13 protein-coding genes and 1 tRNA gene are annotated in these 19,597 nt (G+C 73.1%); 6 read left to right on the top strand and 8 right to left on the bottom strand.

Annotation, left to right across the window (positions count from 1 at the left end):
- Window positions 1–67 precede the first annotated feature (67 nt).
- A complete protein-coding gene (locus IEY98_RS03235) occupies window positions 68–844 on the top strand; it encodes a hypothetical protein (protein WP_189208764.1) in 777 nt (258 codons plus the stop codon).
- Window positions 841–2,481, top strand: a complete 1,641-nt coding sequence (locus tag IEY98_RS03240; RefSeq protein WP_189208765.1) for a serine/threonine-protein kinase — start codon at window positions 841–843, stop codon at window positions 2,479–2,481. The genes IEY98_RS03235 and IEY98_RS03240 overlap by 4 nt, the downstream gene beginning before the upstream one ends.
- On the opposite strand, the gene IEY98_RS03245 is transcribed toward IEY98_RS03240, so the two are convergent.
- The gene (locus IEY98_RS03245; RefSeq protein WP_189208766.1) at window positions 2,453–3,328 is read right to left on the bottom strand and encodes a LysR family transcriptional regulator; all 876 of its coding nucleotides are present in this window, start codon (window positions 3,326–3,328) and stop codon (window positions 2,453–2,455) included. The two genes, IEY98_RS03240 and IEY98_RS03245, sit on opposite strands and share 29 nt — an antisense overlap.
- Window positions 3,329–3,390: 62 nt before the next feature.
- On the opposite strand from IEY98_RS03245, the gene IEY98_RS03250 reads away from it, so the two are divergent.
- Window positions 3,391–3,732, top strand: coding sequence for a DoxX family protein (locus tag IEY98_RS03250; RefSeq protein WP_189208767.1), 342 nt, complete (start codon window positions 3,391–3,393; stop codon window positions 3,730–3,732).
- A gap of 143 nt (window positions 3,733–3,875) precedes the next feature.
- A complete protein-coding gene (locus IEY98_RS03255; RefSeq protein WP_189208768.1) occupies window positions 3,876–4,880 on the top strand; it encodes an excalibur calcium-binding domain-containing protein in 1,005 nt (334 codons plus the stop codon).
- Window positions 4,881–4,935: 55 nt separating this feature from the next.
- Here IEY98_RS03255 and IEY98_RS03260 read toward each other — a convergent pair.
- Window positions 4,936–5,009: transfer RNA gene (locus IEY98_RS03260), tRNA-Thr, on the bottom strand.
- A gap of 144 nt (window positions 5,010–5,153) precedes the next feature.
- Here IEY98_RS03260 and IEY98_RS03265 point away from each other — a divergent pair.
- Complete coding sequence (locus IEY98_RS03265; protein ID WP_229786529.1) at window positions 5,154–6,749, top strand: hypothetical protein; 1,596 nt, start codon at window positions 5,154–5,156, stop codon at window positions 6,747–6,749.
- 214 nt (window positions 6,750–6,963) lie between these two features.
- On the opposite strand, the gene IEY98_RS03270 is transcribed toward IEY98_RS03265, so the two are convergent.
- The 6 genes from IEY98_RS03270 to IEY98_RS03295 all read right to left on the bottom strand — a co-directional run bounded on the left by IEY98_RS03270 (window position 6,964) and on the right by IEY98_RS03295 (window position 16,997).
- The gene (locus IEY98_RS03270; RefSeq protein WP_189208769.1) at window positions 6,964–8,151 is read right to left on the bottom strand and encodes a DNA polymerase III subunit delta'; all 1,188 of its coding nucleotides are present in this window, start codon (window positions 8,149–8,151) and stop codon (window positions 6,964–6,966) included.
- Window positions 8,148–10,127: a bifunctional MFS transporter/dTMP kinase gene (locus IEY98_RS03275; protein ID WP_189210020.1), complete on the bottom strand. Its 1,980-nt coding sequence runs from the start codon at window positions 10,125–10,127 to the stop codon at window positions 8,148–8,150. Before IEY98_RS03275 ends, IEY98_RS03270 begins: the two co-directional genes overlap by 4 nt.
- Before the next feature lie 243 nt (window positions 10,128–10,370).
- Entirely contained in the window at window positions 10,371–13,193 is a 2,823-nt protein-coding gene (gene topA / locus IEY98_RS03280) for a type I DNA topoisomerase (protein WP_189208770.1), read from the bottom strand.
- Between the two features lie 72 nt (window positions 13,194–13,265).
- Window positions 13,266–13,847 (bottom strand): hypothetical protein, encoded by a 582-nt coding sequence (locus IEY98_RS03285; protein ID WP_189208771.1) that lies wholly within the window; start codon window positions 13,845–13,847, stop codon window positions 13,266–13,268.
- A gap of 81 nt (window positions 13,848–13,928) precedes the next feature.
- Entirely contained in the window at window positions 13,929–14,579 is a 651-nt protein-coding gene (locus IEY98_RS03290) for a hypothetical protein (protein ID WP_189208772.1), read from the bottom strand.
- 123 nt (window positions 14,580–14,702) lie between these two features.
- Window positions 14,703–16,997 carry a sodium-translocating pyrophosphatase gene (locus IEY98_RS03295; RefSeq protein WP_189208773.1) on the bottom strand — a complete coding sequence of 765 codons (2,295 nt, stop codon included), beginning with the start codon at window positions 16,995–16,997 and terminating at the stop codon, window positions 14,703–14,705.
- Between the two features lie 231 nt (window positions 16,998–17,228).
- On the opposite strand from IEY98_RS03295, the gene sftH reads away from it, so the two are divergent.
- Window positions 17,229–19,547 carry a DEAD/DEAH box helicase gene (sftH, locus tag IEY98_RS03300; protein WP_189208774.1) on the top strand — a complete coding sequence of 773 codons (2,319 nt, stop codon included), beginning with the start codon at window positions 17,229–17,231 and terminating at the stop codon, window positions 19,545–19,547.
- Window positions 19,548–19,597: the final 50 nt, after the last annotated feature.

The raw sequence follows: 19,597 nt of genomic DNA on the forward strand, positions 1-19,597 counted from the left end.
GCCCGGCGGGTCCCGGCCCGCTGTAGCATTCCGCCTCGTTCGGGCCCGTACCTACCGGGGGTCACCCATGGGACGTCTCACCGTCGTCGCGGTTGCGCTTGTGGGGATCTCCCTGATGGGAACCCCCGCGGCGGCGGCGCCGAGCGCGCCGCTGGAGGTCATCGTCACCGTCGACGGCGGCACCGTCACCGGCCGCACCGTCACCCTCGACCCGGCCCGCCCTGCCGAGCTGCGCGTCACCGCCGTCAACCCGACCGGACAGGCCAGACAGGTGCGCGTCATCCGGGTCTCCGGTGTGGCGCTGGCGCTGACCTTCTTCGCCTACGACACCGCGATCCCGTTCGAGGTGCCCGCGCGCGGCGAGGCCACCCGCACCTTCCCGCTGGACGTGCGCCACCTCGACGGCCAGGCCATCGGCCTGCTCCCCGCCTCCGTCGAACTCCTCGACGACGACCGCGCGGTGCTCGGGAGCGTGGACACCGTGACCGACGTGCGCGGCTCGCTGTGGTCGGTCTACGGCGTGTTCGGCATCGCCATGGCCCTGCTGACCGCGCTGACCTGGGCGAGCGCGCTGCTGGCGCTGGCCAGGCACCGGCTGTCCCCCAACCGCTTCCGCCGCGCGCTGCGCTTCCTGCCCGCGGGCGTCGGCACCGGCCTCGTCGCCGTGGTCACGCTGTCCGTGCTGCGGCTGGTCCCGCCGGAACCGGCCGTCGAGATCCCGATCGTGCTCGGCGCGGCCGTCATCGCGATGCTGCTCGGGTTCCTCACCCCGCACCCGGCGCCCGCGCCCGCCGACCCGGTCGACGGGCCCACCGTCGGGCTGACGACCAGGCCGCTGGCATGACCGCGGACGTGGGCGCGGCGCTGCCGCAGTACGCCGTCGGGAACAAGATCGGCTCCGGCGGCATGGGCGTGGTGTTCGAGGGCGTGCACCGTTCGCTGGGGCGCGCGGTGGCGATCAAACGGCTGGTCGCGGGCGACCCGGACGTCAACGTCCGCTTCGACCGGGAGGCGCGGGTGCTGGCCAGCCTCGACCACCCGCACATCGTGCCGGTGTACGACTACGTGCAGACCGGGCAGGACAACCTGCTGGTGATGGAGAAGCTGGACGGCGGCACCGTCTACAGCCGCTTCCACGGCGCGGGGCTGACCGGCGAGCAGTCGTGCGCGATCGCGCTGGCGATGCTCGCCGGGCTGCACGCCGCGCACCAGGCTGGTGTGCTGCATCTGGACGTCAAGCCGAAGAACCTGCTGTTCACCTCGGCCGGGGTGATGAAGGTGGCCGACTTCGGCATCGCGCAGGTGGTCAGCGAGGGCGCGACGCTGGTGACGCACGGCGGCGAGGTGCTGGGCACCCCCGCCTACATCGCGCCGGAGCAGGCGATGGGCAACCCGCTCACCCCCGCCGCCGACATCTACGCGGCGGGCACCGTCCTCTATGAACTGCTGTCGGGCGATCTCCCGTTCGACCGGACCCGGGGCGCGGTCAGCATGATGCGCCAGCGCGTCTTCACCGATCCCCGCCCGCTGTCGGGCATTCCCGCACCGCTGTCCACTGTGGTCATGCGCAGCCTCGCCCGCGACCCCGCCGAGCGCTACCGCGACGCCGAGGCGTTCGCGGTGGACGTCGCCGGGGCGGCCACGGCGGTGTTCGGCCCCGGCTGGCTGGACCGCGCGGGCGTGCCGGTGCACCTGGCGCCGCGCGTGCTGACGGCCATCACCCGGCAGTCCCGGCCCGACGCGCCGACGGTGGCGACACCGCCGATCCGCGGCGCGGCGCCGGAGCCGACCCGCACCTTCGACCCGCACGCGCTCAAGGGCATGCGGCCCGCGCGTGACCTGCTGCGCACCGCGCCGTCGCCGCTGTGGCCGGGGCTGGTCGCCGCGTTGGCGCTGGTCGTCATGGCCGTCCTGCCGTTCCTGGCGGCCCCGACCGTCGACCATCCCACGACCCTCCGCGATGTGACCGTGAACGGCCAGGACGTCAGCGGTCCCGTCACCGTGGACCTCAGCGAGCCGGTGGCGATCACCGGGGCGCCGCCGTCGTTCACGCTGAACGCCGCGGGCATCCCGCTCGGGTCGGTCGAGGCGGGCGAGCCGGGGCCGCTGCTGCGCTGGCTGGTCGGCGGCGCGGTCACCGGCGAGATCACCGAGGACGGGCGCGTCCAAGCGTTCACCGTGCTGACCCGTCAGCACCCGATGGCGAGCGCGATGGGCGCGGGGAGCCTGTTGCTGGCGCTGTTCGCGTTGGCGTACATCGAGTCCCTGGCCCGCGCGCTGCGTCGCGGTCACCGCAGGCCCGCCGCGCCGGTCGCCGCGGTCCCGCTGGGGGCGCTGCTCGGGGCGTCGGTGTGGATGCTGGTGTCCGCGCTGACCGTCCGGGAGCCCGTCGCGGCGTACGGGATCGGGGCGGCGGCGGCGGGCGCGGTGGCGGCGGCGGCGCTGGTGCTGGCTACGGCGTGGGCGGCGCGCAGGCGCTGACCGCCGCGCGGACGAAGTCGACGACGACCGGGTCCGCGTCGACGGGCCACGCGACGGCGACCTGACTGGGGCTCACGCCGACGACCGGCCGGTAGACCACGCCCGGGCGCGCGTAGAACCGCGCCGCCGACGCCGGGGCGAGCGCGACGCCGTAGCCGTTGGCGACGGCCTGCAGCCAATCGTCGGGCTGGTCGGTGACCGCTCCGACGCGGGGCGGCCGGTCGCGTTCGTCGGTGGCGAGCCAGTAGTCGCGCCAGGGGCCCGTCTCGGCGGGGGCGGCGACGAACGGCTCGTCCCACAGGTCGCGGAAGGCGATCTCGGCGCGGTCGGCGAGCGGGTGTGCGGCGGGCAGCACGACCCAGCGCGGCTCGGTGAGCAGGACCTCGACGCGGAAGCCGTCCATGCCGGGGAACGGCAGGCGCACCAGGGCGGCGTCGACGTCGCCGCCCGCCAGCCCCGCCGTCGGGTCCGACCAGGCGGCCTGCCGCATGTCCACCCGCCAGCCCGGCCGCGCCTGGCCGAAGCGCTCGATGATCAGCGGCGTGGCCTCGTTCGCCGCGCTGGCGAGGAACCCGACCCGCAGCACGCGCGCCGCGCTCTTGGTCTCCCGCACCGCGTCGTCCCATGCGGCCAGCACCGTTGGCGCGCGGTCGGCGAGCGCGCGCCCGGCGTCGGTGAGGGTCATGCCGGTGCGGGTCCGGTGGAATAGGCCGACGCCGAGCTCGTCCTCCAGGCGTCTGACCTGTTTGGTCAGCGCGGGCTGGGACACGAACAGGCGCCGGGCGGCGCGGGTGAGGCTGCCCTCCTCGGCGACGGCCAGGAAGCAGCGCAGCAGCCGCGTGTCCATTCCGGCAGGTTATAGCCGCAGGTATTGGACGTCATCACCGCCCCTGGAGCAGAGTCGACAGCGTGTCCACCGCATACGTCGTCGTGGCGATCGTGACCGCCGCGGCCAACATCGCCGCCGCCGTCGCCGACTTCCTCCGTGCCGAGTGGATCGTCGGGAACCTGGCGAAGTACGGGCTGCCGGAGTCGTGGCTCGGTCCACTCGGGATCGCCAAGGCCGCGGGAGCGCTCGGGTTGGTGGCGGGTCTGGTCGTTCCGGCGCTGGGCATCGCGGCGGCGGCCTGCCTGACGCTCTACTTCGCCGGGGCCGTCATCACCGTCGTCAGGGCGCGCTGGTACTCGCACCTGGTGTTCCCGTCGGCGTTCCTCGCGCTCGCCGTCGCATCCCTCGTCACCGCCTGGTAGGACAGTCCGCGGAGCAGGTCTATCCTGCGAGGACCGCCCGCCGGGGCACTGCTCCATTAGAGTGATACTTGACGGTTCAAGTAACGGTGGGTCGTCGACCTGTCGACCTCCCCCACGAGTGCACCCGTGCGCGAGGGGACCACATGACGAGAGCGCGCCCGACCCGTTCGCGACTGACCACCGCGACGGCCGTCGTCGGCGCGTGCGCCGTGGTCTGGCTGGGCAGCGACCTGAGCCGGACACGGCCCACCTCCGCACAGCTCACCCCGGCGAGGCCCGCCACCACGATCACGTCCCCGACCCCCACCGCACCGTCCGCGCCGGCGAAAGCCACGGTGTCCCGGGTGGTCGACGCCCGAACCGTCCTGACCTCGGCGGGCGACCGGATCGTGGTGGCGGGCCTCGCCCCACCCGGCCCGTGCTGGGCGGCCGCCGCCACCGACTTCGCCACCGTCACCCTGCTGGGCACGGAGGTCACGATCGTCGACCCGACCCCGATCCTCGCCGCCCACCTACCTGCCGAACCCCCCACCGACACTGGCCGCTCCAGCACCCTGTCCGCCGACGACCCCGGCCGCTCCGCCACCCCGTCCGCCGACGACACCGCGCGCTCCGCCACCCTGTCCGCCGACACCGCCCACTCCGCCACCCCGTCCGCTGGCAACGCTGGCCGCTCTGCCACTCCGTCCGCCGACAACGCCGGCCGCGCCGCCACCTCGTCGGCCGACAACGCCAGCCGCGCCACCGCACTGTCCGCCGACGACGAAGTCAGCGCCGTCACCGCGGCCCTGACCCTCCCCGACGGCAGCGACTACGCCGCCACCGCCCTGCACCTGGGCCACGCCAAACCGACCCCGGACGCCGCCACCACCCACCACGCCGCCGCCACCGCCGCGGGCGCCGCCCTCCAGGGCCTCTGGGGCCAACCCTGCCTAGGCGACGACATCCTCCACGTCCAAGTCCCCCCACCCGCGCCGAACCCGACCACCGCCAACCGGACGCCCCCAGCCCCCAAGGGCGACCCCAAGAACTACTACCGCAACTGCGCCGCCGCCCGAGCCTCCGGCAACGCCCCCATCCCCCACGACGCCCCCGGCTACCGCCCGGCCCTCGACCGCGACCACAACGGCCTCGCCTGCGAGCGGTGAATCCCCCTGCGACGCAGAAGGCCCGTCCCCACGGGGAACGGGCCTTCGACCTGCGAGCCGCCTAAGGGAATCGAACCCTTGACCTGCTCATTACGAGTGAGCCGCTCTGGCCGACTGAGCTAAGGCGGCAGGTGGGGCCAAGTGTAGCGGGCTCACTCCATCGGGGGTGGGGGTGGGGTCGGGGGTGGGGGGTGCGTCACTCCGGCGGGGTAGCGTCGTTTACTTCTTGCGTGCGTCTGAACGCCGCGCACGTGGTGAGGGAGGGGCCCGAAGATGGATCGTCGTCTCCTGGCGGTGCCGATGTCGGTCGCGCTGCTGGTGCTGTGCGCCGGGCCGGTGGGCGCGCAGCCGACCACGCCGGTGCCCTCGCCCGCCAACCCGAGCGCGCCGCCGCCGAGTGCGCCGATCGGGCCGCAGCCGTTGGGGCACGCGGTGGGCGACGCCGGGACCGGGCTCGCGGTGATCCGGATCGCGCCGAACTCCCAGCCCACCGAGTCGATCATTCCGGGGGCCGAGGACAAGCTGCCGAAGCAGGCCGCCGTGGAGCTCGGGTTCGGGCTGGCCAGCGCGCAGGCCAACTCCGAGGCGTACCTGTCCTACGAGAAGGCGGTCGCGCAGGCGGCGCCCGGGGGCATCGCCGTGCAGGGCAGCAGCCCGCAGGCGCCCGGGTCGCTGGCGCAGACCGCGCCGCCGAACAACACCGAGCCGCGCGGCGGGGGCATCAACCCGCCGTCGACGCCGCTGGACACGCTTCTCAAGGTCGGTGTGCTCAACGGCAGGGTGCACGCCCAGTGGAGCGACACGCTCGGCCCCTGCGTGGACACCATCGCCGACGCCTCCACCGAGCTGGCGAGCCTGTCCGCGCTCAACGCCATCCCGACGCTGCCCAGCGCCCAGGACCTCTCCGGCGTGTTCGACGCGCCCAACCTCGACGCCGCGGGCGACAAGGCGCTCATCGAGGGGCTCAAGGAACTCGGGGGACCGCTGAGCACCCTCGGCGGCGTGCTGGGTGGGCCGGGGTCCACCGGGTCCGGGTCGCTGCTGAGCCTGCCGAACACGCTCTCCGCGCGGTCGGTCGTCAAGCTCGTCGACATCCCCGGCTCGAAGAACAAGGCCGTGCAGTCGACCTCGACGCTGCAGGTGGCGGCGGTGAAGCTGCTGGCGGGCACGCCGTTCGAGATCACCGTCAAGGTGGTCAGCCAGCCGACGCTGCAGGTCACGTCGACCGGTGACAAGGCGACCTCCACCGTCGCCTACACCGCGCCGGTGCTGGAGGTCACGCAAGGCGGCAAGAGCCTCGGCAGGCTGGACGCGGCCAACCCGAAGCTGGACATCCCGGTCGGCATCCCGCTGCCCGGCGCGGACGCGCTGCCCGGCCTCAAGGACCTGCCGATCATCGGCGGCGTCCTCGGCGACGGCAGCCCGCTGGCCGACGCGGTGTCCGACGGCCTCAAGAAGCTCGACCTCGGCGTCCTGCGCCTGTCGGTGGCCGGGCTGACCCAGAAGGGCGAGCAGGCCACGACGCCGTTCAAGGGCTACCAGCTCGGCGCGTCGGCCCGCATGCTCGACCTGCAGGTCCTGCCGACCGACGCGCTCGGCCTGCCGAACCTGCCCTCCGCGCTGGCCCAGATCTCCCTCGGCGAGCAGGTCGCCCGCGCCTACGCCCCGACCGGCGGCGTGGTCTGCGGGACGGCGACCCAGCAGCCGCAGGAGCCGCCCGCGCCCGCCCCACAGGGCAAGGCCCCGCCGCAGCTGGCCTACACCAACGCCGCCTACCACTCGGTCCCGATCTTCTGGACCGGCACCGCCCTGCTCCTGCTCGGCGTGATCATGGTGGCCGCACTGCCCGCCCGCAGGCGCACCCGCTGACGCGCTAGGCCCTCGGGTTCCGGCCTCGCACTGAGACCGCGCGCTGAGACCGCGGGCTGAGACCTCGCGCTCAGGCCCGCGGCTCCGACCTCGCACCTCGTGCTGAGGCCGCCCCCGGTGGCTCGCCCTGCGCCGGAGCCGCCCATTTTCAGATGACGGCATCATATGATCGCACCATCTGGATGATGCGATCATATGATCAGATCATCTGAACTCAGCCGCGGTAGAGGGCCGAGACCATCGCCTCCACCGCGATGCGCGGCTTGACGTTCTGCTCCAACGCGTCCCGGCAGGCCAGCACGGCCTCCAGCCGCCGCAGGATGGACTCCGGGGGCCAGGAGTTGGCCGCCTGGGCCGCCGCCTCCGCGTGGTCGGGGTGGTTCAGCGTCGCCTCCGACCGCGCCCCGACGACCAGCGCGTCCCGGTAGAAACCCGCCAGGTCCACCAGCGCCAGGTCCAGCGAGTCGCGCTGCGTACGAGTGGCGCGGGACCGCTGCCGCCTCTCCAGGTCCTTCAACGCCCCCGCGCTGCCCCGAGTCGCCGCCGCCGCGCCCTTGCCGGTGCCGCCGTGGCCCATCGCGGTCCGCAGGGCGTCGCGTTCGACCTCGTCGCGGCTGGCCGAGACCTCCGCCGCGTCGGCCTCCGCGGCCTTCACCAGGTCGTCGGCGCTGTCGAAGACGTGCGTCAGCGTCGGCAGGTGCAGGGGGATGCGCAGCACCCGCTCCCGGCGCTCCCGGGCCGCCGGGTCCGTCGCGAGCCTGCGCGCCCGCCCGACGTGCCCGCCGCAGACCGACGCCGCCCACCGGGCCGTCTCCTGGTCGACGCCGTCCCTGCGGTGCAGCACCTCGGCGATCGCGTCCGCGGCCGGGGTGCGCAGCGGGACAGCGCGGCAGCGGGACCGGATGGTGACCGACACGTCGTCGGGGTGGTCCGACGGCGCGCACAGCAGGAACACCGTGCGGGCTGGCGGCTCCTCGACGGCCTTGAGCAGGGCGTTCGCCGCGCCCTCCGTCAGCCGGTCGGCGTCGGTGATGATCACGACCTGCCAGCGGCCGCCGGTCGGGCGGCGCGCCGCGGTCTGCACGAGCGCGCGCATCTCGCTCACCGAGATCGACAGGCCCTCCGGCTCCACCACCCGCACGTCGGCGTGGGTGCCCGCCATGCTCGTCCGGCAGCCGGAGCACTCGCCGCAGCCCGCCTGGCCGGTCGTGCACTGCAGGCCAGCGGCGAACGCGCGCGCCGCCACCGAGCGCCCCGAGCCGGGCGGGCCGGTGAACAACCAGGCGTGCGTCATCCCGGCAGCGTCGCCGGTGCCGTCGACGAGCGCGGCGGCCGCCCGGGCCGCGGTGCTCAGCGTGGCCACGGCCTCCGGCTGGCCCACGAGCTCCGACCAGACCGTCATGCCGCGTCCGTCGGGACGGGGAGCAGGTCGCCCAGCTTGCGGTCGGCCAGCGCGGACCGCACGGCGACCCGCACGCGCTCGGCGACCGCGTCCTCCGGGCCGTCGCCGTCGACGACGATGTAGTGGTCGGGGTCGGCAGCGGCCATGTCGGTCAGCAGCTTCTGCACGTGCCAATGATGCTCGGTCGCGGGCGAGCGCGGCGGCAGGGTGCCCGGCTCGCGGTCCAGCAGCACCGTCAGGTCGGGGCGCAGTCGCGAGGTGGCCCAGTCGGCCAGCCCCTCCAGCTCTGCGGTGTCCAGGCCCGCCTTGGCCGACAGGTAGGCCAGCGGGCTGTCCACGAACCGCTCCAGCACGACCAGCGCGCCCCGCTCCAGCGCGGGCCGGATCTCGCGTTCCACCAGGTCGGCGCGCACGGCGGCGGCGACAAGGGCCTGGGCGCGGGCGCTGGAGAGCTGCGCGCCCGTCAGCACGGCCCGCAGCCTGCCGTCGTCCAGCGCGGGGTCCTCGGCGAGCAGGATCTCCTTGCGGCCGGGCTTGCGCAGCCAGTCGACCAGCAGCTGGGCCTGGGTGCTGGTGTCCAGTCCGGCGGCGCCCTCGACGGCGATGAGCAGCCCGGTCGTGCGCCGCGGCGACCGGCGCAGCGTCGCGAGCAGGTCGGTGAGGATCTTCTCCGAGCGGCGGTCGTCCATCTGCCGGTACGCCACCACGCCCACCAGCGTGGCGATCACGCCCGCGCCCAGCAGCACCGGACGCGTGCCGTCGATGAGCATGTCGCGCCCGAACAGGCTCACCTGCCGGGGGCTGACCAGGCCGACCAGCACCGGCGTCGCGGCCATCGCGCCAGCCAGGATGATCTTCATCAGGGACTGGTACACGGCGTTGATCCGGCCGCGGATGGCGTCCTCGACCTGCGTGCCGATGATGGTCACGCCGGTCAGGAACGCCGCGCCCGCGCCTGCGCCGAGGACCGACACCGCGATCAGGGACACGATCAGGTGCGGCGACAGCGCGATGACCGACAGCACGATGCCCGCGATCACGATCGCCACGCCGAAGAGCCGGTTGTGCGGCAGGGTGCGGGCCAGTTTCGGCGCGCCGCCCATGCCGGTGGCCAGGCCGATGAACAGCGCCACGAACAGCCAGCCGAACGCCGACTCGCCGCCGCCGAGGCTGTCGGCGTAGAGCTTGGCCGAGCCGATGAGGGCGCCCGCGGCGGCGAACGCGCCGATCATGCCGATGAGCAGGCCGCGCACCAGCGGCGTGGTGCGCACGAAGTGGGCGGCGTCGCCGATCATCGCGCGGAAGCCCGGCTTGGCCTCGGTCTCGGCCCGGACCGTGTCGTCCGCCCGCCGCGACAGCTCGGGGATCCGCGTCGCGATGATGATCGCGCTGGTCAGGTACAGCGCGCCGTTGAGCAGCAGGATGATCTTGGCGATGCCGAACCCGGACGGGTCGAGGTGGAACGCCGAACTGGTCCCGGTGATCAGCGCGTAGAGCCCGGCGCCGCTGATGACCGCGATGCCGTAGGTCATCACCATGCCCAGCTGGTTGGCCGTCTCCACCTGGTCGGGGCGGCGCAGCAGGTTGGGCACCGCGGCGTCCTTCGACGGGATCCACAGCAGCGCGCAGCAGCCGATGAGGAAGTTGCCGATGAACAGCCACAGCGGCGAGCCGACCACCGCGATCGAGACGAACAGCCCGCAGCGGGCGACGTCGGCCAGCGCCATCACCTTGCGCCGGTCGAACCGGTCGGCGAACAGCCCGCCCAGCGGCGCGAACAGCAGACCCGGCAGCAGCTGCGTCAGCACGACGCCCGCGAAGGCGAAGCTCTGCGCGCGGTAGTCGTCGAGGAACGTCGTGACGAGTCCGGTCAGCGCGAGCAGCGAGAGCCAGTCACCCGTGCTGCACAGGTAGGTGACGCCCCACAGCCTGCGGAAAGGCCGGATGGACAGCACGCTGCGCACGCGGTGGGCCATCGACGCCTCGGCGTCGGCGTGGCCCACCACCTGCCCGTTCAAGCCTGCGCTGATCGCCCTCCACCCCAATCCACACCGACGGCGTCCCAGCGTAACCACCTGGCCTGCGCCGTTCAGGTGACGCTGGCGTGGTTTGTCCAGGTTAGCCACCCGGCCGCAGGTCGGGGGTGACTTTCGGTAAAACCCGTCGCCCGGGCGCCTGACTGGGATTGTCCTGGACCGGCGCCCGGCGCACCGGGCGAATCAGGCCTTCGACTTCGCCGTGGACTTCTTCGCCGTCGACTTCGCCGCGGTCTTCGCGCCGGTCTTGGCCGTCGACTTCGCCGCCGTCTTGGCCGGGGTCCGCCGGGTCGGGGTCCGCTTCGGGGCCGGTCCCTTGGCCCGCTTCTCGGCCAGCAGCTCCGAGGCGCGGTCCACCGAGATCGTCTCGACGCTGTCGGACTTGCGCAGCGAGGCGTTGTGCTCGCCGTCGGTCACGTACGGGCCGAACCGACCGTCCTTGATCACCATCGGCTTGCCCGAGACCGGGTCGGGGCCCAGCTCGCGCAGCGGCGGCTGGGCGGCGGCGGCGCGCCTGCCGCGCTGCTTGGGCTCGGCGTAGATCTTCAGCGCCTCGTCCAGGGTGATCTCGAAGATCTGCTCCTCGCTGGTCAGCGAGCGCGAGTCGGTCCCCTTCTTCAGGTACGGCCCGTAGCGGCCGTTCTGGGCGGTGATCTCCTCGCCGCTGGCCGGGTCGGTGCCCACCACGCGCGGCAGCGACATCAGCCTGAGCGCGTCCTCCAGCGTCACCGTGTCCAGCGACATGGACTGGAACAGCGAGCCGGTGCGCGGCTTGGCCTTCGCCTTGGCCTTCTTCTTGCCCGGCTCGGGCTCCTCCTCCGGCAGCACCTCGGTGACGTACGGGCCGAAGCGGCCGTCCTTGGCCACGATCTCGTGCCCGGTCACCGGGTCGGTGCCCAGGGAGCGGCCCTCCATCGGCACCGAGAACAGCTGCTCGGCCACATCGGGGGTCAGCTCGTCCGGCGGCAGGTCCTCGGGCAGGTTGGCCCGCTGCGCCTCGCCGTCGACCTCGCGCTCCAGGTACGGCCCGTACCGGCCGACCCGGACCACGACCGGGCGGCCCTCGGTGTCGGTGAACACCGGGATGGAGTTGACCTCCTTGGGGTCGATCTCCTCCACGCCCGAGCCGACCAGCTTCTTGAGCCCGCCGGAGCGCCCGACCGAGCCCTCCGGGCCGACCGGGCCGCCGAAGTAGAAGCCGGACAGCCAGGTCGTGCGCTCCTGGTCGCCCACGGCGATGCGGTCGAGCTCGTCCTCCATCGCGGCGGTGAAGTCGTAGTCGACCAGCCGCTCGAAGTGCTGTTCCAGCAGCCCGACCACGGAGAACGCGATCCACGACGGGACCAGCGCCGAGCCCTTCTTCCACACGTAGCCGCGGTCCTGGATCGTCTTGATGATCGAGGTGTAGGTCGACGGGCGGCCGATGCCGAGGTCTTCCAGCTGCTTGATCAGGCTCGGCTCGGAGTAGCGCGGCGGCGGGCTGGTGGCGTGCCCGTCCGCGGCGAGCTCGGCCGCGGTCACCGGGTGGCCCTTGGCCAGCCGGGGCAGCCTGCGCTCGGCGTCGTCGGCCTCGCCGCCGGTCTCGGTGTCGACCGACTCGACGTAGGCGCGCAGGAAGCCCGCGAAGGTGATCGTGCGGCCGCTGGAGGAGAAGACGCACTCCTCGCCGGAGGCGGCGTTGCCGGTGATGCGCACGGTCATCGTGGTGCCGCGCACGTCGGCCATCTGGGAGGCGATGGTGCGCTGCCAGATCAGCTCGTAGATGCGGAACTCGTCGGCCTCCAGCTCGCGCGCGACCTCGCCCGGGGTGCGGAACACCTCGCCTGCCGGGCGGATGGCCTCGTGCGCCTCCTGGGCGTTCTTCACCTTGCGCGTGTACTGGCGCGGCTGCGGCGAGACGAACTCGCCGCCGTAGAGCTGGGTGGCCTGGGCGCGCGCGGCCTGGATCGCCGTCTCCGACAGTGTCGTGGAGTCGGTACGCATATAGGTGATGTAGCCGTTCTCGTACAGCCGCTGCGCCGCGCGCATCGTGCGGTCGGACGAGAAGCGCAGCTTGCGGCCCGCCTCCTGCTGCAGCGTGGAGGTCATGAACGGCGCGTATGGCTTCCGCGTGTAGGGCTTCTCCTCGACGCTGGTGACCGTCAGCGCCGCGCCGCGCAGGCCCTCGGCGAGGCGGCGGGCCTCGGCCTCCTCCAGCAGCAGGACTGCGCCGTCTCCCCTGGGGCTACCGCCCTTCAGCCGCCCGTCCGGACCGAAGTCCCGGCCGGTGGCCAGGCGGGTGCCGTCGACCGACAGCAGCCGGGAGCCGAACGGGCGCGGCTCGGCGTCGGCGCCCGCGTCCAGGGTCGCGGAGATGTCCCAGTACGAGGCGGACACGAACGCCATGCGCTCGCGCTCGCGCTGCACGACGATGCGGGTCGCCACCGACTGCACGCGGCCAGCCGACAGCCGCGGCATGACCTTCTTCCACAGCACGGGGCTGACCTCGTAGCCGTAGAGGCGGTCGAGGATGCGGCGGGTCTCCTGGGCGTCGACCAGGTCGCGGTCGAGCTCGCGGGTGCTCTCCGCCGCGGCGCGGATGGCCGACTCGGTGATCTCGTGGAACACCATCCTGCGGACCGGCACCTTCGGCTTGAGCGCCTCCAGCAGGTGCCAGGCGATGGCCTCGCCCTCGCGGTCGCCGTCTGTGGCCAGGTAGAGCTCGTCGACGTCCTTCAGCAGGCCCTTGAGCTCGGTGACCGTGGACTTCTTGTCCGGGGTGACGATGTAGATGGGCTCGAAGCCGTTGTCGACGTTGACGCCGAGGTTGGACCAGGCCTTGCCCTTGAACTTCTCCGGCACCTCGGCCGCCTTGCGGGGCAGGTCGCGGATGTGGCCGCGGGAGGACTCCACCACGAAGTCGCGCCCCAGATAGGAGGCGATCTTCTTGGCCTTGGCCGGGGACTCGACGATCACGAGCCGCCGCCGTCCACCCCCGGCGCTGCTGTTGGTCTTCGTTCCGGCCACGGATCCCGCTCTCTCTGTTACCGCTCGACAGCCTGAGTCCCTACCACCCTGCCATCGGCCACCAATACACGTTCATGACACCACACGCATCTCCGTGCCGGTGGGCCACTGTGCGTCGCACCCTAGTCCCGGAGAGCGACCCACGAGTTCCCCAAGCCGGGCGAGCCTACGCCGTCCCCGGATGCGCAGGCCGCCGGAATACGCCGACGCGGGCAGGCCGCACCGGCCGAGGGCGGCCACCAGAGCGTCCCGAGTATGCGGCGCGAGCCCGTCGGTGCCGAGCAGGTACCCCCCGTCCGTCCAGCGGCCTGCCGCCAGCGTCCACAGCCGCAGGGTGTTGCCGTCGGGGGTGAAGTCGTCCGGGACGCGCTTGCGCTGACCCCACTCCAGCGCGAGCGGCGCCAGGTCGGCGCGGAACGCGGTGCGCAGCTCAAGCTCGCCGGTGTACTCGCAGATGTGCCTGCTGACCGCGACCCCGCGCAAGCCCAGGGCGCTGACCAGCGCTTTCGCCCGCGCCTGACCGGCGACCGGGACGGTCAGCCGGGCGGTGCCCCTGGCGAAGAGGCGGATCCGGCCCGGCCCGCAGAGCAGCCCCGCCAGGTCGGCCATGGCAGGGGTCGACGCCTCGGCGGAGTAGAAGGACAGCTGCTCCACGGCGGCCAGGTTAGAACAGAAGTTCGACCAGCGGAAGCGTCGGCGACCACGGAGCGCGGTCGCCTCGTCACGTGGCGAACGTCACGAGGTCGTGGTCGGGGTCGGCGGCGCCGAGGGCGTCGGCGACCCGGTCACGCTCGGCGTCGTCGAGCCGGACGGGTCGGAGCCCGCGAGCGTGCGGCAGGACGGGGCCTTCTCGAACGCGGCGTCGAGCTCCTCGTTGCCGCGCAGCCCCGCCATCGGGTTCTCCAGCTCGGAGAGCCGCTGCAGGTCCTCGCCGACGTTGGTGAACGCTTTCTGGAACGCCGCCTGGTTGCTGACGTCGGCCGCGGCGAGCTCGGTGCGCGACTGCTCGACCTGCGTCTTGGCCTCCTGCAGGGTCTGCATGGCCCGGTCGGCGGCGACCTCGCCGTCGGGCACCGGCGGCGCGCCGGCGTCGCGGATGGCCGCTGTCATCCGATCGAGCGCGGCGACCAGCGTGTCGAGGTAGGCGACGAGGTTGGTCTTGGCCGCCTTCGGGTCGTTCGGGTCGATGTCCGGCCCGGCGCTGAGCTTCTTCACCTCGGGCGCGACCGACGAGCAGACCCGCTCGGCCCATGCGACCGCGTCGCCGGTCGTCGTGGTGGTGGTCGCCGGGGGCTGCGGGGCGGGCTCGGGCGCTGCGGGTTCGTCGTTGCCGCACCCCGCCAGGACCAGAGCGACGGCTGCGGCGATCAGGGGGCGGCGGACCATGGCGGGGCTCCTCGGGCTGCTCGGGTCGGCGTCGCCGATCCTTCCACGCGGCGCAGCCGCCCGCAGGCCGAATAGCGCAGGGCAGGCTCAGCCTTTCGGCTGAGCCTGCCCCGGCGAACAGCGTCAGGACACGCCGTTGGAGACGGGCGTCTCCACCGGGGTGTCGGCGATCGCCGTCGTGCGCCGCTTGGAGACGACGACCGCGACCACGATCAGCGCGGCCGCGACCAGCGCGATGGCCAGCCGGACGCCGGTGGAGGCGTCCGCGCCGACCGACAGGCCGACGATCGCGGGCGCGATCAGCACCGAGACCAGGTTCATGACCTTGATCAGCGGGTTGATCGCCGGGCCCGCGGTGTCCTTGAACGGGTCGCCGACGGTGTCGCCGATGACCGTCGCGGCGTGCGCGTCGGAGCCCTTGCCGCCGTGGTTGCCGTCCTCGACCAGCTTCTTCGCGTTGTCCCACGCGCCGCCGGAGTTCGCCAGGAACACCGCCATCAGCGTGCCCGCCGCGATCGCGCCGCCGAGGTACCCGGCCAGCGGGCCGACGCCGAGGCCGAAGCCGACGGCGATCGGGGCCAGCACGGCGAGCAGGCCGGGGGTGGCCAGCTCGCGCAGCGAGTCGCGGGTGCAGATGTCGACGACCCGGCCGTACTCGGGGCGGGTGGTGCCCTCCATGATCCCGGGGATCTCGCGGAACTGGCGTCGGACCTCGAAGACGATGGCACCCGCCGCCCGGGTGACCGCGTTGACCGCCAGGCCGGAGAACATGAAGACCACGGCGGCGCCGATGATCACGCCGACGAGCACGTTCGGGCTGAACACGGTGAAGATGTCGTTGGAGAACTCGTTCTGCGCCTTGGCGAACGCCGCCTTGATCGCGTCGAGGTAGGACCCGAACAGCGCCGTCGCGGCCAGGACCGCGGTGGCGATGGCGATGCCCTTGGTGATGGCCTTGGTGGTGTTGCCCACCGCGTCGAGCTCGGTCAGGATCGCCGCGCCCTCGCCGTGCACGTCGCCGGACATCTCCGCGATGCCCTGCGCGTTGTCCGACACCGGGCCGAAGGTGTCCATCGCGACGATGACGCCGACGGTCGTCAGCAGACCGGTGCCCGCCAGGGCGATGGCGAACAGCGCGACGGTGATCGAGCCGGAGAGCAGGAACGCGCCGTAGACCGCGCCGCCGATGACCAGCGCGGTGTAGACGGCGGACTCGAAGCCCACCGAGATGCCCGCGAGGACGACGGTGGCCGGGCCGGTGAGCGCGGTGCGGCCCACGTCCTTGACCGGCTTGTAGTCGGTGCCGGTGAAGTAGCCGGTGAGCCAGAGGATGATGCCGGCCAGCACGATGCCGATGATCACCGCGACTGCGGCGACCAGCGCAGGGCTGCCGGCGATGTTGGTCTCCGACGCGCCGGTCAGCTCCGAGAACGAGGTCGGCAGGAAGATGAACGCCGCCGCCGTGCACAGCACCGCCGAGACGAGCGCGGAGATGTAGAAGGAGCGGTTGATCGCGGTCAGGCCGCTCTCCCCCGCCTTCGCCTTGGTGATGTAGACGCCGAGCATCGCGGTCAGCACGCCGAGCGCGGGGACGATCAGCGGGAACAGCAGGCCCTGCACGCCGAACGCGGTGCTGCCCAGGATCAGGGCGGCGACGAGCATGACGGCGTAGGACTCGAACAGGTCCGCGGCCATGCCTGCGCAGTCACCGACGTTGTCGCCCACGTTGTCGGCGATGGTCGCGGCGTTGCGCGGGTCGTCCTCGGGGATGTTCTGCTCGACCTTGCCGACGAGGTCGGCGCCCACGTCGGCGGCCTTGGTGAAGATGCCGCCGCCGACCCGCATGAACATCGCGATCAGCGCGGCGCCGAAGCCGAAGCCCTCCAGCACCTTCGGGGCCATGCCGGTGTAGACGAGCACGACGACCGCGGCGCCGAACAGGCCGAGGCCGACGGTGGCCATGCCGACCACGCCGCCGGTGCGGAAGGCGATCCGCATGGCCTTCTCCCGGCCGCCGTCCTCGACGGACGCCGCGGCGACGCGCAGGTTGGCCTGGGTGGACAGCCACATGCCGAGGTAGCCGATCGCGAAGGAGAACGCCGCGCCGACCAGGAAGAACAGCGACCGCCCGATCAACTCCGCCGTACTGTCCGCGGGCAGTGCGAAAAGCAGCAGGAAGACGATGCTTCCGAAGATCAGCAGCGTGTTGCGCTGCCGCTTGAGATACGCCGCCGCGCCCTCCTGCACCGCCTTGGCGATGTCCTGCATCTTGGCGGTTCCCTGACCTGCGGCCAGAACCTCCTTGAGCAGCACATACCCGACGGCAAGAGCGGCGAGGGCGATCACGGCGACCACGACGACGACACCGCGATCAGCGCCGGTGAGCGTCAGGTCCGCCGCGAGGAAGTGCCCTTGCATCCGTCCTCCTGTTGATCTGCCTGTTCCGGAGCCGACGTCTGCTGGACCGACTCCGTTACCGACGTGTGCACCACCACATTCAGTGGGATGGGCGCGGAGTCTATTGGTAAAGCAGTTCCGACTCGCCAGCCGTCCCGCACCGTGCACGGTCTGTAGTGGTTCATCAAACTGATTGTGACCAACATCTCGCGGATTTCCGGGAGTGTCGGTCGGCTGTGCGAAGCTGCGGGGATGGGCGAGCACCGGGGCGATCTGCTGCTCAAGCGTGTCGTGGCGGGGCTGCCGCCGGGTGAGGACCCGATCACCCACGTCGCGTCCCTGCCCGCCCGGCCCGCCGGGGTCGCGCCCTGGCCGTCGTGGACGCCGCCGGAGCTGGTGGCGGCGTTCGGGTCGTGCGGGGTGCCCGCGCCGTGGGCGCACCAGGCGAAGGCGGCGTCGCTGGCGCACTCCGGGCGCCACGTGGTGCTCGCGACCGGGACGGGCTCGGGCAAGTCGCTGGCCTACCAGCTGCCGGTGATCACCGCCCTGCTGTCCGACCGGCGGGCGACGGCGCTGTACCTCTCGCCCACCAAGGCATTGGGCGCCGACCAGCTGCGCGCGGTGCAGGGCCTGGGCCTGGCGGACCTGCGCGCGGCGTCGTACGACGGCGACACGCCGATGGCCGAGCGCGACTGGGTGCGCGCCCACTCGCGCTGGGTGTTCACCAACCCCGACATGCTGCACAGAGGTGTGCTGCCGTCACACGCCCGATGGGCGCAGTTCTTCCGGCACCTGCGGTACGTGGTGATCGACGAGTGCCACTCGTACCGGGGGCTGTTCGGCTCGCACGTCGCGCTGCTGATGCGCCGCCTGCGCCGGGTGGCCGCGCGCTACGGGTCGTCCCCGGTGTTCGTGCTGGCCTCGGCGACGGTGTCCGACCCGGCGGTGTCGGCGTCGCGGCTGTGCGGGGCCGACTGCGTGGCGGTCACCGACGACCGCTCGCCTCGGGGCGCGCGGACGGTGGCGCTGTGGGAGCCGCCGCTGACCGAGCTGACCGGCGAGAACGGTGCGCCGATCCGGCGCTCGGCAGGCGCGGAGGCGTCGCGGATCATGGCCGACCTGGTCATCGAGGGCGCCCGCACGCTGGCGTTCGTCCGGTCCCGGCGGGGCGCGGAGCTGGCCGCGCTCGGGGCGCGCCGGATCCTGTCCGAAGTGGACCCGGAACTGGAGCCGAGGGTGGCCGCCTACCGGGCGGGCTACCTGCCCGAGGAGCGCCGCGAGCTGGAGGCCGCCCTGGCCACGGGCGAGCTGCTGGGCGTGGCGTCGACGAACGCCCTGGAACTCGGCGTCGACATCGCGGGCCTGGACGCGGTGGTGGTCGCGGGCTACCCGGGCACGCTGGCCTCGTTCTGGCAGCAGGCTGGCCGCGCGGGCCGCGGCGGCGACGGCGCGCTGGTGGTCTTCGTCGCCCGCGACGACCCGCTCGACACCTACCTGGTGCACCACCCGGCCGCGGTCCTGGACCGGCCGGTCGAGGCCACGGTGACCGATCCGGGGAACCCGTACGTGCTGGCCCCGCAGCTCGCGTGCGCGGCGGCCGAGCTGCCGCTGACCCCGGCGTGCCTGCCCGCCTTCGGCCCGACCGCCGAGGCCGTCCTCGCCGACCTCACCCGCGACGGCGTCCTCCGCAAGCGCCCGACGGGCTGGTACTGGACGTCCCCCGACCGCCCGCACGCCGACGTCGACATCCGCGGCTCCGGCGGCGAGCAGATCGCCCTGGTCGAGGCCGACTCGGGCCGCATGCTGGGCACCGTCGGCGCGGGCAGCGCGTGCGCCACGGTGCACCCCGGGGCGGTGTACCTGCACCAGGGCGTGTCCTTCGTGGTGGATGAGCTGGACCTGGACGCGTGCCTGGCCATGGTCCACCAGGAGACGCCGGACTGGTCGACGTCACCGCGCGAGGACGTCGACATCGTCGTGCTGAACGTGCTGTCCCGCGCGGACTTCCCCGGGGGTGTGACGGTGTGCTTCGGCGAGGTCGCGGTCACCTCCCAGGTGGTCGGCTACCTCCGCCGCCTGCCGTCCGGGGAGGTCCTGGACCAGATCCCGCTCGACCTCCCCCCGCAGACCCTCCACACCCGCGCGGTCTGGTACACCCTCCCCGAAGCCCTCCTGGCGAGCGCGGGCGTCCAGCCCCACCGCATCCCCGGAGCCCTCCACGCCGCCGAACACGCCGCGATCGGCCTGCTGCCCCTCTTCGCCACCTGCGACCGCTGGGACATCGGCGGCGTCTCCACCGACTGGCACCCCGACACGGGCCACCCCACGGTCTTCGTCCACGACGGCGCCCCCGGCGGCGCGGGCTTCGCCGAACGCGGCCACACCGCCCTCACCGCCTGGCTGAGCGCCACCCACGAGGCGATCACGTCGTGCGAATGCCTCCTGGGCTGCCCGTCGTGCGTCCAGTCCCCCAAGTGCGGCAACGGGAACGAGCCGCTGGACAAGGAGGCGGCCGTCGCGGTCCTCCACGCCGTCCTCACCGCCATCGCCGGTGATGCTCTCGACGCTTGATCGCTGGCCGGGAAAGGTGTCGCTCGTCCTGGTCCGCCGACCAGCCGGCC

The sequence above is a fragment of the Actinokineospora fastidiosa genome, assembly GCF_014648415.1.
Classification (GTDB): domain Bacteria; phylum Actinomycetota; class Actinomycetes; order Mycobacteriales; family Pseudonocardiaceae; genus Actinokineospora; species Actinokineospora fastidiosa.